At 45.6% G+C, this 15,081-nt stretch carries 9 protein-coding genes; 8 read left to right on the top strand and 1 reads right to left on the bottom strand.

Features of this window, described 5'->3' with window-relative positions:
* Positions 1-90 precede the first annotated feature (90 nt).
* From GGU45_RS06430 to GGU45_RS06420, 3 genes are all read left to right on the top strand, one after another.
* Positions 91-441, top strand: coding sequence for an arsenate reductase family protein (locus GGU45_RS06430; protein WP_435223067.1), 351 nt, complete (start codon positions 91-93; stop codon positions 439-441).
* A 519-nt stretch (positions 442-960) separates the two neighbouring features.
* Complete coding sequence (locus GGU45_RS06425; RefSeq protein ID WP_435223065.1) at positions 961-1,257, top strand: type II toxin-antitoxin system HigB family toxin; 297 nt, start codon at positions 961-963, stop codon at positions 1,255-1,257.
* Positions 1,258-1,260: 3 nt separating this feature from the next.
* Positions 1,261-1,677, top strand: coding sequence for a helix-turn-helix domain-containing protein (locus GGU45_RS06420; protein WP_435223064.1), 417 nt, complete (start codon positions 1,261-1,263; stop codon positions 1,675-1,677).
* Between the two features lie 12 nt (positions 1,678-1,689).
* On the opposite strand, the gene GGU45_RS06415 is transcribed toward GGU45_RS06420, so the two are convergent.
* A complete protein-coding gene (locus GGU45_RS06415; RefSeq protein WP_435223062.1) occupies positions 1,690-2,919 on the bottom strand; it encodes a TCR/Tet family MFS transporter in 1,230 nt (409 codons plus the stop codon).
* 181 nt (positions 2,920-3,100) lie between these two features.
* On the opposite strand from GGU45_RS06415, the gene GGU45_RS06410 reads away from it, so the two are divergent.
* The 5 genes from GGU45_RS06410 (at position 3,101) to GGU45_RS06390 (ending at position 14,757) form a co-directional block, all read left to right on the top strand.
* A complete protein-coding gene (locus tag GGU45_RS06410) occupies positions 3,101-4,306 on the top strand; it encodes an ROK family protein (RefSeq protein ID WP_435223061.1) in 1,206 nt (401 codons plus the stop codon).
* A 51-nt stretch (positions 4,307-4,357) separates the two neighbouring features.
* On the top strand, positions 4,358-7,738 hold the full coding sequence (locus tag GGU45_RS06405) for a SusC/RagA family TonB-linked outer membrane protein (RefSeq protein ID WP_435223059.1): 3,381 nt from the start codon (positions 4,358-4,360) through the stop codon (positions 7,736-7,738).
* Between the two features lie 19 nt (positions 7,739-7,757).
* Positions 7,758-9,356, top strand: coding sequence for a SusD/RagB family nutrient-binding outer membrane lipoprotein (locus tag GGU45_RS06400; RefSeq protein ID WP_435223057.1), 1,599 nt, complete (start codon positions 7,758-7,760; stop codon positions 9,354-9,356).
* A gap of 281 nt (positions 9,357-9,637) precedes the next feature.
* Positions 9,638-13,063 (top strand): SusC/RagA family TonB-linked outer membrane protein, encoded by a 3,426-nt coding sequence (locus tag GGU45_RS06395; RefSeq protein ID WP_435223055.1) that lies wholly within the window; start codon positions 9,638-9,640, stop codon positions 13,061-13,063.
* Positions 13,064-13,092: 29 nt separating this feature from the next.
* Entirely contained in the window at positions 13,093-14,757 is a 1,665-nt protein-coding gene (locus tag GGU45_RS06390; RefSeq protein WP_435223053.1) for a SusD/RagB family nutrient-binding outer membrane lipoprotein, read from the top strand.
* The last annotated feature ends 324 nt before the right edge of the window (positions 14,758-15,081 follow it).

The raw sequence follows: 15,081 nt of genomic DNA, 5'->3' as shown, positions 1-15,081 counted from the left end.
TTCTTTTACATTCGATATTTTACATTTGCAATTTTAAACTTCTGTTTTTGCTACTTTAGGAGCCGACTGCCGGCAAATCATCAATCAGCAATGAAAAAAATATATTATCTCGCCACCTGCGATACCTGTAAAAAAATAATGGAAGAAGCCGGAATCAGTGAACAAAACGGGTTTCAGCTGCAGGATATCCGCACAGAAAAAATAACCCCAAAGCAATTGGATGAAATGAAGCTGCTTGCGGGAAGCTATGAGGCGCTTTTCAGCCGCCGGGCGCTGTTGTATAAAGAGCTGGGGTTAAAAGATAAAAAACTGACCGAAAACGATTACCGCGATTATATCCTCAAGCACGATACCTTTTTGAAGCGTCCGGTGGTGATCATTGGAGGCCGCATCTTTATCGGCAGCGAAAAGAAAAGTGTAGCAGCGTTAATGGCTTCTTAGGCAGAATAATGGCCGGGAAGACATAAAGCAGGGAAGGGTATTGGGTTTGAAATGTTCCCGAAGTTTCGCATGCGCGTCAGGTTAATTTTTGCCCTGGGAGCTGCAGCGCAGCGCTGATCCTGTTAGTAAACGACCATACGGGTAATAAAGGTGCCGCGCACCGGTAATTATTGCGGTTTGTACAAGCCGTGCACAGGAAATTACCGCCGCGCTGCGGCTACGGGATGTTTTGGGTGCTCATCGTTATAAGGGTCAACGGCGCGCTGCGCCTGTTTGCCATTAAAAGATGCGATCTTTTTGGCATGAAAGGCTTACCCATACTACATTTCATGGCAATATGATCTGTTCTTAACCTGACGCGCATGCGATGCATAGGGAGTGAGCAATATATTGGACATCGGTGCACTAAGTCAACCACATTGAATGAAGATTGTAAAATCCGCCCGATCCGGTACAGGCGGGCAAGAAAGGAGAATAAGTCGACTTCGCGTTTTGTGAAGTTTTCTCTATCTTTGGGGCATGAAAATCACCAACAAGGATAAATTGGAAGCCTTTGTTTCAAAACATAAGGATGCAATCAACCCGGTAAACAAATGGGTTGACATCATAGAAGACAATAATTTCACCGGGCATAACGACATAAAGCAATTGTTTCCGGCTGCCGATTATGTAGGAAATCAAAGATATGTTTTCAATATCAAAGGCAACCGTTACAGGTTTGTGGTATTGGTTGTTTTTGTAAATGGATACATGAGAATAAAATTTTGCGGCACGCATGCCCAATATGATAAAATAAAGGACATTCAAACTATTTGAATTATGAAAAGGCAATTTGAAGATCTTAAAGAGATTACTGATTTAGAAACCTACAAAAAGGTAATGGCCTACGTGGATGAAGTGGAACGCTATGCTACTAAAAACGGATATTTGGCTGAATTAGATGCCGATAATAAATACACGCGTGAAATGGCGCGTGTAGGGAGGATGGCTGCCGATTACGAAAGCCTACACATGAAGTTTAAACATATCAAGGTTAAAAACCCGTTGATTATTAGCATTGAAAGGCAAATGGAGAAAAAGGAGCTAAACCAGCGGCAAACAGCTGCATTATTGGAGGTTAAGGAAAATACGCTAAGCCAGATAATGAGTGGAAAAAGAAGCGTATCAATGCAGATGGCCAAAAGGTTGTATAATGTTTTGAAAATAGATCCCAAAACGATTATTGAATTTGCGTGAACCCCAGGTCCATTATGAAGTGAGGACCGTTTTCTTTTTTACATGCAGCATATAGTAGGCCATAACCGCGCTTACCAGCATTAGCGCAGCTCCCAGCACAAAAGGCGCGCCTGGAAAATAAACCGGAGCCTGCTCATGGCTGAAAAAATAGAAGGTCCGGGTCATCATCAGTGGGCCAATGATAGAGGTAAGGCTCATAACACAATTGAGGCCCCCCTGCAAAGCGCCCTGCTCATTTGCAGGAACCTGGTTGGTGATCAGTGCCTGCAGAGCCGGGCCGGCAATACCGCCCATACAATAGGGAACCAGGAAGGCATACATCATCCAGCTCCTGGTGGCAAAAGCAAACAGGATCATGCCAAATGCATACAGGAACAGGCCGGTATAAGCGCTTTTTTCATTGCCCAGCCGGGGGCTGGTATAGCGGATGAGTACACCCTGTACAACGCCCACGAGCACCCCAACAATGGCCAGGGAGATACCCACTTCCTTTTCGGACCATTTAAACTGATCCATGGTAAAATAACTCCAGTTACTTTGTACGGCATGTCCTCCAAGGAAGATAAAGAAAAAGCAAAGCACCAGCCCCAGGATGCCGGGATATTTAAAAAACAGGAGCAGGGAGCCGATGGGGTTTGCCTTTAGCCAGTTGAAAGGCCTCCGGTTTTCGGGCTTTAAGGATTCCGGCAATACAAAGTACCCATAAAGGAAATTCAGCAGGCACAATCCCGCTGCTGCAAAAAAAGGAGCCCGTAATCCCCACACCGATAACAGTCCGCCCAATGCCGGCCCGATAACAAAGCCCAGACCAAAAGCCGCACCGATAAGCCCAAAATTCTTGGCCCGGTTCTCATTGGTGCTGATATCTGCAATATAGGCGGTGGCGGTTGTAAAGCTGGCGCCGGTGATGCCCGATAAAATGCGGCCCACTACCAGCAATGAATAGGTATGGGCAAAGGCCAGGACCAAATAATCGAAGCAAAACCCCAGCAGGGACAGCAGGAGCACGGGGCGTCTTCCAAACCGGTCGCTCAGGTTGCCCATAAAAGGCGAAAACAGGAATTGCATTATTGCATAAAGCGCCAGCAGATCACCGCCATAAACGCTGGCTTCGCTGATGCTGATCTGTTTCAGCTCTGCAATCAGCCTGGGCATTACCGGAATGATCAGTCCGAAGCCGATGACATCAATGGTCATGGTAATGAAGATAAAGCCAATAGCAGCATCACGCGACTGTTTCATTCGAATGGGTTATTTATGGATCCCCCGGAGCCTTTTTTGGCCCCGGTTTTAAAAAAGGGCAGCAAAGATGCGGAAATTTTATGGCTTATATAAACCGGTGGCGGTACTTTCTTAAAAAAAAATTTGCTATACTTATTAATTATTTTAAAAACTTTGTTAAATTTGAAATAACATTTTTGTGATGCAAAAGCGATTGCAATATAAACACCTGATTTTTAGGGAATTTTATTATGCCGGATCCCTGTCCTGTGCGGAGCTCAGTTCCCGTATTGGTAAAAGTATTCCATTAACCACTCAAATGATCAATAATCTGATCAAAGAAGGGGTAGTGGAGGAAAACGGGTTAGCGCCTTCCAATGGCGGCCGGCGGCCGGCCCTGTACTCGGTTAAACCGGATGCCATGTATGTGGTTGCCGTGGCGATGGACCAGATGCTCACCAGGATTGCCGTTGTTGATTTTCATAATAAGCCGGTAGGGGCCATTGTTCAGCAGGAACTGCTGCTGGCCAATAATCCCGGTGCGCTGACACAATTAAAGAACGCCATTGAGCAGGCCATTAAGAAATCGAAGATCCCAAAGAAAAAAGTGCTGGGAGTGGGTATTGGCATGCCGGGGTTTATTGATGCGGCGCAGGGAATTAATTATTCGTTTTTCCCCAATGAAAGCAGTATTACCGCTTTTCTGGGCAGCGCTTTGGAAATACCTGTTTATATTGATAACGACTCCAGCATCATTGCGCTGGCGGAGCATCGCTTTGGCGCTGCAGCCGGCGCCCGCAATGCCATGGTGGTGAACCTGGGCTGGGGTGTGGGGTTGGGCCTTATTCTTAATAACCAGCTGTACCGGGGTGAGAGCGGATTTGCAGGGGAGTTTAGCCATATTCCCTTTTTTAATAATAATAAGATATGCTCCTGCGGAAAAAGGGGCTGTCTTGAAACCGAAACTTCTTTAAAGGTCATCATCGAAAAGGCGGAGCAGGGATTGAAACGGAAGGGGAGTACTTCATTCCTGAAAAAGAACTTCCGCACAGGCGCCATCGAAAAGGACTGGCAGGCCATTGTAAAGGCAGCGCAGTCGGGAGACGAGTACGTGATCCGGCTGCTTACGGCGGCAGGGTACGATATTGGGCGGGGCGTAGCCGTGCTCATCCATTTATTTAATCCGGAGCTGGTGCTGCTGAGCGGTCGCGGTGCGCAGGCCGGGCGTATATGGCAGGCCCCGGTGCTGCAGGCGGTAAATGAACATTGTATCCTCCGTTTGGCCGAAAATACTGCTGTAAAGGTTTCCCAGATGGGAGGCCGCGCCGAGCTGATTGGCGCCGCCGCACTGGTGCTGGAGAACCTGGTACGTGCCAGAAACAAGGAACACAAAAAAACGCTTATTTGATTATAGAATCAACCGGAACACCAATAATTTTAACGATTAAAAATGAGAAAAATGAGTATGAGAAAAACGATGCAAAAGCTATTTCTGCTTTTGCTACTAATCAGTTTTATGCCATTAGCATGGGCCCAATCCAGACAGATTCTTGTTAAGGGCTCAGTAACAAACGAAGGAGGAGATCCTGTTCCCAATGCTACCTATTCTATAGTTGGTACAAGTATTGGTGGTGCCACAGATGAAACCGGAAGATTTTCGGTTCAGGTGCAGGGAAGCAATTCAGTATTAGAGTTTAGCGCTGTGGGGTATGTGACCAAGCAGGTATTGGTTGGGAATAATGAGGAATTGCTTGTGAAGCTTTCTACCCTTCAGGGAGGAATGGATGAAGTGGTGGTAACGGCGTTGGGCGTTAAACGGGATAAAAAATCTGTGGGATATGCCGTTCAGCAGATAAAAGGGTCGGACATCACTATAGCCAGCCCCGTAGATCTTGCACAGGGACTGGCAGGAAAAATAGCGGGTTTAAATGTTTCCACCGCTAATGGGATCGGTAATGCATCTTCCAGGATTGTGATAAGGGGCAATAACTCGCTGACCGGAAATAATCAGCCCCTCATTGTGGTTGATGGTGCCATTGTGGACAATACTCCATTGGCACAATCGGCAACAACGGGTACAGACATATCGAGCACCAGGGATTGGGGTAACTATTTAAGTTATCTTAATATGGATAATGTTGAAAGCGTATCTGTACTAAAGGGTCCCAATGCGGCAGCTTTGTATGGAGCGCGGGGTGCAAATGGCGTTTTATTGATAACAAGTAAAAAGGGATTGAAAAGAAAGGGGATCGGAGTTGATTATAACTTCACAACAAATTATTCCAATGTATTCCGGTTTCAGGATGTGCAAAATGAGTACGGAGGTGGTTTTGCCGCGGGATTATGGTCGGCCAATCCTGAATTGCCAAAAACAAAAAACGGAGAATATTATCTGCCCACTTTATATGGCGGCTCAAGTTATGCTTCCGGCGGATCCGGTATTGGTGGCTATCATGGCTCCATCCCCGGCGGCTTTTATACAGCAGATATATTTAGCTGGTTTGGAGCCAGTTCTTCCTGGGGGCCAAAACTGGATGGGAAAATGGTTCGGTGGTGGGATGGTCAGTTGAGACCATATTCGCCCCAGCCAGATAACCGGGAAGCGTATTACAGGCAGGGCAATGAAACAACGCATAATGTGTCTTTTTCCTCCGGATCCGAAATTGGAACGATACGACTATCTGCTACAAGGACCGATGCAAACGCCGTTGTACCCAATACAAATTACAACAATACTAATTTTGCTTTGGGTTCACATTTTATAATATCCAAAGTATTGAGCTCAGATGTAAACATTGCATATAACCAGAATTACAGGCTAAATACGCCCGAAATCGGAACCAATAATTCCTGGTCTAAATTTTCAGTTTATGGAATGTCCAGAGAGTATAAACCGCTCGAGTTTGATAACTATAAAACCGCCAATGGCGCCAAGATCGATTTTGGCTCCGCATATCCTCAACAGGAATATTCCCGGGATTTGTTTTGGTATTTTAACGAAAGGAACTCAAGACTTAACAGAGATGAACTTATAAGCACCATAAAGTTAAATGCTGAAATAACCCCCTGGCTTAGTGCTTTTGTAAGAACGTCTGCTAATTTGATGTCCTCAAGGTTTGAAACGACTAACAATACGACCAGCGGAATCAACGGCGTTACCGGAGGCGGCTTCACCAAAGAGTTGGATAAGAATAAATTTATGAATACGGACGTAATGGTTACTGCTCAGAAAAGCAATTTGTTTATAGACGGCTTTAATGCAAGTGCCTCCGCAATGTTTAATTCCTATTCTAACAAATCATCTGGGTTAACCGGATGGAACAATGGTACTTTTAAGGTTCCGGGTATTTACAGTTTGGGAAACATTGTGGATATCGATAGGGCAGATGCCAATAAATATGGTACAGGAGAAAGACGATATGAGGTAAAATCACAGGGAGTACTGGGTATTCTGAATCTTAGCTACAAAGATTATATATATTTAAACCTTACTGGCAGAAATGACTGGAACTCCACACTTTCTCCCGATCAGAACTCAACTTTTTATCCCTCTGGTGATGTGAGTTTTATATTTTCAGATGCTCTGAATCTGAAATCGAAGACCTTCTCCTACGGTAAATTAAGAGTTAGCTATGGTAGAAGCGCCAATGCTTCCGATCCATACCTGCTGGGAGCAAATTATGACGTAGGCTCATTTGGAGGACAAACAACTTATTCCTTTCCCGGAACACTGAGACCCGCTAAGCTCGGGTTTCAAACGTCTGCGTCTTCGGAAATTGGAACCAGCCTTGGCTTCTTCAATGACAGGCTTAACCTTGATGTTACTTACTATAATATTTTATCAAAGAATCAAATACTTTCTGCAGACGTTGCTCCATCTTCCGGGGTAAATACGGTAACCTTCAACTCCGGCGAATTACGCAACAGGGGCTTTGATTTTATTTTAAATGCTGCAGTGATAAAAGCGGCCGATTTTGGCTGGAATCTTACGTTAAACGGAGCAAAGAATGACAATTTTGTAGTCTCACTGGCCGATGGTATTAAAGAATTAAGAATTGGAGATATTTTTGGAGACCTGGGTGTTTTCATGAAAGTATCCCCGGGTGAGAAATACGGCGCTATATATGGTACCGATTTTTTGAGGGATGAAAAAGGAAATAAGCTTATTACAAACGTAAAAGATGCCTCTGGAAACGTGGTAGGAACCCTTTACAAAGCGACCACAAAGCCTGTGATAATAGGAAATGCTTCTCCAAAATTAACAGGGGGTGTTGGAAATACATTCAGATATAAAAATTTTAGTTTATACGGGTTAGTCGACTTTAAAATAGGCGGCGACATTTACTCCTTCGATCATTCCACAGCAATGGGGAGTGGTATTTCTCCGGCCACATTGAAAGAGAGGGACGGCGGGGGACTTCCTTACACGTTTCCCGATGGAACAACGGCTAATGTGGGAGTAATCATGGATGGTTATAATGTTGATGATGGAAAAATAAATGACCGGGTTGTAAACCCCATCTACAAATATGCAGGGTCTTACACAGGGTGGACACATCTTAACAGGCCCCGCAGCCTTTCGGTATTTGAGAATACATGGGTAAAAATGAGGGAGGTTGCGCTGTCATACAACCTGCCGGCGGCTATTGCATCAAAAACAGGAGTATTTCAGGGGCTTTCCTTGTCTTTGATTGGTAGAAACCTGTTCTATTTCCACACGACATTACCCGATCATCTGAACCCGGAAGCGATTATGGGAACAGGAAATGCTCAGGGTCTGCAATGGTCAGGTTTCCCAAGCATTCGGACTTTTGGCTTTAGTATTAAGGCTCAATTTTAACTTTTTTAATTCTACTACAATGAAACTCATGATAAAAAGCTTTCTGGTTTTGCTGTTTAGCAGCACGATGTTAATATCCTGTAATAAAGATTTTGGAGATATTAATAAGCCCTGGGATAATAAAGTATATGCTCCCACAATACAGGGCTTGTTTACAAGTATAGCTTCGAGCCTGGGTGAAAACGGGAGGGCGTTATTTACGTCGCATCTGTATCAGGCCTCACAATTAGCAGCATCTTATGCAGCATCTGGTTACAGGCTGGATGACAAGGCCGCGGCAGCCTGGTCCAACTACTACAACACTTTGATAGATTATAATAAGGCAATAGAGTTGATAGATGCAAGCGACGATGCTTCTAAATTGACCAATGTTAAGGCAATGCTGAAAACAATAATAGCGCTTAAAACACTCGCCAATACTACTTACTATGGAGATATGCCTTATTCCGAGGCGGGCAAATCATATTTGGGAGCTCAGTATTATCGCCCTGTGTACGACCAACAGATGGATATTTTTCCGGCAGCACTTGGTGAGTTGAAATGGGCCGTTGACAATTTTACCACTGGCGCAGACCAGGTGTCATTAGGAGCAGCCGATGTGTTACTTAAAAATGACATAGCCCAATGGACAAAGTTTGCCAACTCTGTTCGCTTGCGTTATGCAGTTATTATGCGTAATAAGAATACGGCATCAGCAGATGCCATTATTGCGGAAGCACTGGCAAAACCATTATTAGATGCCAGTGAATATATTGGAATAGACCCGGCAAAAGTAACAGGACTGCAAATTGACCGATCAGGTACTTTCAGGGGAAATTCCTATATTAGAATGGGATCCACAATTTGGGACGCAATGTCTGCCACAAGGGCAACCGATGGGTCTGGAATATTTGACCTGCGCACTAAAATATTTTTTGAGCCAAACAAAGCCAAGCAATGGAAACCATACCCTCAGAATCCACCGGTTGGTACTGAAGCCGAAACGGCCAACGGAGTTGTAGATGGAAAAAATAATGATCCCTATGCAGAGGCCCGAACCACAACCTGGGAGGTGCCGGGTACATATTTATATTCGCCCTTAAACTACTATTATGTGGCCAGCAGAACAATACCTGATCTTACGATTACCGGAAGCGAGGTTAGTTTTTTAAAGGCTGAGATCTATAACAGGGGAATCGGAGGTGTTACTGCAAATGCAGCTACAGCCAAACAGTTTTATGAAGCCGGTATAACAGAGTCTGTAAAGTTTTGGTATAAAGAGGCAAATGCATCTTCCATTTGGGTAGTAGGAAAACCCGATGCCGCGCCCACCACTAGTGAACTAACTACGATGCTCGCTCATCCGGCCGTTGCATATAGTAGTAGCGCAACCACCGCACTTGCTCAAATTTACAAACAGTCCTGGATCGCAATGTTTCATCAGCCGTATGATGCCTGGGTGTTGCAGCGCCGTACAAATTACGGCACTCCTTTTGTGCCCCTTGCTTCAACCAGTGAAGTGCTAAACTTAAATAGGCTGATTTATCCTCAGGCAGAGGCGTCAAGCAATGCCGTAAACTGGCGTGCCGCTACCGGTGGGGCAGATGATAAATCAAAAAAGCCGTGGTTCATGCTTTAGAATTACATGCTCCTTTTAAAAAGAAAGGTATACTGGATGCCTTAACACAGGAAAAAAATGATTATATCAGGGTTGGCCGTTCGCCAACCCTTTTTTAATGGCACCCTCCGTTATAAAAGAGATAGAGAAAACCGGACTGCGGCAGTTGTAAAAAAATAATGCCCCCACTTATTAATTATTTTAAAAACTTTATTAAATTTGTATTAACATTATTTTACCAAACGGTTCGGTTGTAAAGCCTGATAAGCCAAGTGATTTTTAACGATTAAAATAAGCGAAAAATGCAGAAGAAATATGTATTGTCCGTATTCTTTGCCCTTCTTTTGAGTTGCGGCAGTCTGTTGGCCCAGGTAAGACATACGGTTACGGGAGCGGTTACCGATGATGCGGGTGCCGCCGTTGCCGGGGCTTCCGTTATTGAAAAAGGGACCACAAACGGAGTGGCGGCAGACGAACAGGGGCGGTTTAGCATCACCGTTGGAGCTGCTGCTACGCTTGTTGTAAGTGCCGCCGGGTTCGAAACCACGGAAGTAAAACCCGGCAGCTCCGCCGAAGTGGCCATTACCCTCAAATCATTAATGAAGTCGGAGGGGGAAGTGGTCGTAACGGCCCTGGGTATTTCCAAGCAGAAACGTCAGCTCGGATATTCCGTTACCGAAATAAAAGGCAGTGATCTGGCTAAAACCAACGAGGTAAACCCCATCAATGCACTGCAGGGGCGCGTGGCCGGGGTGCAGATAGATATGGGTGGCGCCGGCGGATTAATGGCCAATTCCAAGATCATTATCCGGGGTAACTCCACGCTGGGTAACAACAACCAGCCCATATTTGTGATTGATGGGGTGATCATGGATAATGACCAGTTTGGCGGTAGAGGCCGGGACTTTGGTAATGATCTGAAGAACCTCAATATGGAGGATTTTGAAAGTGTTTCGGTGCTGAAAGGCTCGTCTGCCGCGGCATTGTATGGTTCCAGAGCCGTGAACGGGGTGATCCTGATCACCACCAAAAAGGGAAAACAACGTAAAGGAGTGGGCATTTCCTTTAATCATTCCCTAAGCATATCCGATCCTTATGCCGGGCCGGATTTTCAGAATGAATTTGGCGGCGGTACTGTGGGCAACTTTTTCACAGATACAAGAGATCCGAATTATAAACCAACGGAATGGTGGATAACGAAAGTATTTCCCACCGACCCCGCAACCGGCAAACCTTATATTGACAGGGGTATTGGCCGCGAACTGGAAAACTGGGGTCCCCGCATGCAGGGGCAGGACGTTATCAACTATGATGGCACCATGACCAAATATTTACCCCAGCCCAACAATTTCCTCGATGTATTTCAAAAAGGCATCGGCAATAATACCAATGTGGCCATTGATGGGGGTACCGATAAATCTACATTCCGTTTTTCCTTTAACCACAACCAGGCAGAAGGGGTGGTGAGCAATAACCGCCTTTCCAAAAATGCCTTTGATCTGAGGGCTACTCATAAGTTTACCAGCTTTTTGGATATGGATGTAAGCGCCGCCTATTCGGATTTTACGGGTTATAATCCCCCCAGCCTGGGCGGTACGGATGCCTTTGCCTCCTATAATTTTGGTAAGCTGTATAGCTGGATGATGCCCCGCAACTATGATACAAGATACTGGATGCAAAAAGAGCACTACACCAGTAAGTTTGGCGGGGTACCCAATCCGGCCACGGCGGGCGAAACCAACCTGGCACCGGAGACCCGGTTCTGGTTCTCTCTCTTTGAAAATAATTACATCCAGAAAGAGCAGATGCTGAGAGGCCGCGTGGCCTTTACCTTAAAACTGACAGACTGGGCCAGCCTGGTATTAGATGGAAATATCAACAATATCTATACCCGCAATGAAACCAAGGAGCTGGGACAAGGTCTTGGTTTTACAGGGGGAAGCTACTCACTTGGCTTTCAGACCAAGGAGAGTAATATGCAGAAATGGATGCTGTTGCTGAATAAAGAAATCAACCCGGATCTTTCGATTAACGGGTATATCGGCGGGGAAGCGCAACATTACAAAACTACCTTTGAAAGCAGTTCAACCAGCGGAGGCCTCAGTTACCCCGGCAATTATTTTATCGCAAACTCCGTGGATCAGCCTACCACTTCTGCCGGTATCAGAAACCGTAAAACACTGAATTCATTGTATGCAAGCGCCGACATAGCCTACAAGAATATGCTTTTTCTGCAGGCCACCTGGCGGGGCGACTGGAGCAGTGCCCTTACCTACTCCAATGGAACCGGGAACAATTTTTATAATTATCCGGCGGTTAGTTTAGCGTGGATATTTACGGAAATGCTTAAAGAAAGCAAACCGGACTGGATCAGCTATGGAAAGTTCAGGGCCAATATTGCGGCCTTAGGCGGCGATACGGATCCGTTTAAAATTAACCCGGGGTTTGCGTTTAGCGGGTATAGCAAGGTTGGCGGAGGTTCCGTACCGCTATCAACATATAGCAGCAGCTCGGTACTACAGCCCAATTTGCAGCCGCAGCGCAAAATTGCAAAAGAGCTGGGTTTGGAAATGCGGTTTCTTAAAAGCCGTGTAGGATTTGATGTAAGCCTGTACCAGGATAATACCCGGAACCAGTTGCTGGATATCACCACACCGGTTGAATCGGGTGTGAGCACTATATTTATTAACGCCGGTAATATTCAAAACAAGGGTATCGAAGTTTCAATAGACGGTACGCCGGTGAAAGGCAAAAACTTCTCATGGAATACAGCACTAACATACTCGGTTAACCGCAATAAGATTGTGGACCTGTATCCCGGCAGGACCGAATATGACCTCAAAGCCAATATAGGGGAAATAAGCACCTGGGCGGTAGTAGGCAAGTCCTATGGCACCCTTCGTACACAAATCCACTCCAATGCATTTCAGGCGGTAGATGGAAATGGAAAACCAATCGATGACCCAAGAAACGGGCTACCCATACTGGCCTGGAGAGGCGATGCCAGAGCGGCTTTCCCGGCCCGCAGCAATACCTGGCAGGACGTGGGTGATATCAATGCCAAGTTCAGAAGCGGCTGGGATAACACGTTTACCTACAAAAACTTTAGCCTGAATGTATTGCTGGATGCAAAGATCGGAGGCGACTTTGTAGCCCTCAGCTATCGCTATGGTACCCACACCGGGGTCTTCCCCAATTCCGTTTATGGAAGGGATGCACAAAGCGGAGGTATTACCTGGACCACCAAATACGATGATTATAAGGATGGTAAATTTATTACCTATGATGATGGCCGGATTGTGGAGGGTGTGTTTGCCCCGGGGCAAGAGATCACGCAGCCGGATGGATCGAAAGTAAATGTAGGTGGAATGACCTTTGAAGAGGCGTATAAAAAAGGGTATGTAGAACCCACGCATACACCACAGTTTTTTTATCGCTATGGTTCTTCCTCTACCGGTGTATCTGATTACTGGATCCTGAAAAACTCCTGGATCTCCATGCGCCAGGTAGCCCTGTCCTATAATGTATCGCCCCGGATCTATGAGAAGTTGAAATTGCGCGGGTTGTCTGTATCTGCCGTAGGGCGCAACCTGATGTACCTGTATAATACATTGCCGTACAATTTTAACCCGGAGTCGAATAACTCCAATAACACGGCGTATTCCGGCGAGGAAGGATTTTTGCCAATGGTAAGAACCTTTGTATTTACTATAAGGGCAGCATTTTAATTTTATCATCTAATTTTAATTCAATTCAGATGCAACTCAAATCTAAATATATAATTGCAGGCATAATGCTTTTAACAGGCGTTTCCTGTACAAAAAACTTTGGTGAACTGAATACGGATCCAACCATTGTTACCACTCCGGATGTAAAATACCTGCTCTCCTACTCACAGGATAAGCTGGCCACTTATAATGGAGGCGAATGGATCTGGGAAGGAATGGAGCAGTTGTTCCGGTATACCCAGCATGTGAGCGCCAGTCCCTACGAAATTACAAACAACGTAAATGCACGATACGGTGTTTACTACAGCCAGATCCTGCCCAACCTGTTTGAGATCCGGAGGCAGATCAGCGCAAAGGCGGATAAAGACAACTACCAGAAGATAGCTGCCATTACCTATATCATCCAGGTGCTGCATGGCATTAAAGTAACGGATATGAACGGCTCCATTCCTTATAGTGAAGCGGAGCAGGGCCGGTATGAAGCCAATTACAGCCCCGTATATGACAGTCAGGAAGCATTGTTTAATACCTGGTTATCCGAGCTGGACAAGTCCATTGGTGTTTTGTCCAATACCGGTCTGGCAAACCAGGTAGATCCAGGTACCGCCGATATCTTTTATAAAGGCAACTGGACCAATTGGGTAAAGCTGGCCAATACACTCAAGCTGCGGATCGCCGCCCGGCTTGAAAATCAGAACCAGGCAAAAACAAAGGATATTTTCAAGCAGGTAATGCAGGATGCCATAGGGCCGATTGATAATGATAACGCGCAGTTAACCTACGCCAATCCCACTTTCTCGCCTTTTGGCAATGATGTCAATTACAGGAGTGTGCGCTATGGCAGCACTTCCATCATCGGGTTTTTAAAGAAGGCGAATGACCCCCGTCTGCCCATTTATTTTGAGAGCAATGGGGTGAGTAAATCCTTGTTTACCAGCAATAGTGTAACGCCGCCGGCATTTATGGATATCAACGACCCGCTGATCCAGTTCCAGGGGGCTCCGGCAGACTGGACCACCAATCCTACAGTGGCGGCCTACATCAGCAATGCAGTAACAATTGGCAGCGCCAAGTATTTTATGATTTCGCCTATTAACCGGAAGTTTTTTGCTCCCAAAATGAATGGTCAAACGGGGAATTACACGGATGTGATGGTAACCAATGCGGAGTCCTGCCTGCAGGTGGCAGAGTTTATACAGAAAGGTTATGGCGCCGGTGTTAATACAAATGGCACTGCCGAAGACTGGTATAAGAAAGGGGTGGCTTCCTCTATCAATACCATGAATAGTATTGCAGTAGCAGCACAGTCAGCCACAGGATTTACGGGCGATGGTACTACGGTAATTAACAGTTACCTTACGGGTAGCAATGTAAAGTTTAACGGGGTAAATGACCTGGAGCGTATTTACATCCAGGAGTATTTGAATTTGTACAGGAATGCCTGTGAAGCCTTTGTGTTCGTACGCCGTACGGGATACCCTAAAACAGCATCGGCCTACTATGCCCGCGAGCCGTTTACACAAACCATTCCACGCCGCTGGTGGACCAACGATCCCGGGGAGGTGAACCGGAAAAACTGGAATGCAGCATTGGCTGATCAGGGCTTTACGCCCAATGCCCAGGATGTGCCCACGTTGAATACGCAGCGCATCTGGTATGATAAAACGGCGCCGGATTTTGGCGGTGGAAACTAACAACGATCTTTTCTGTTTTTAGGGCCGGATTGGTAAAAGGACCAATCGCCCTGGAACCATCCGCCGCCGATTATTTTATGGTGTTGCAGGCGATCCGGTAACAAAGTGCAGTAGAATTATGTACGATGTTTTCCGGATCGCCTGCAACTTTTTTTATGTATTTTCTGCAATTGCCGGGTAGGGGAATCCCCTTTTTGTCCCTTAAATAGAACCGTTTTATAGGCGTACGAAGATTTTTTCAAAAAAAAATGGCTAAATACTTATTAATTATTTTAAAAAGTTCATTAATTTTGTATTAACATTGCTTTAAGACTTTTTTAGCAA

Source organism: Niabella hirudinis, from assembly GCF_051201075.1.
Lineage (GTDB): Bacteria > Bacteroidota > Bacteroidia > Chitinophagales > Chitinophagaceae > Niabella > Niabella hirudinis.
Note: the sequence above shows the minus strand (reverse complement) of the source record. Positions and strands in the feature narration are given on the sequence as shown.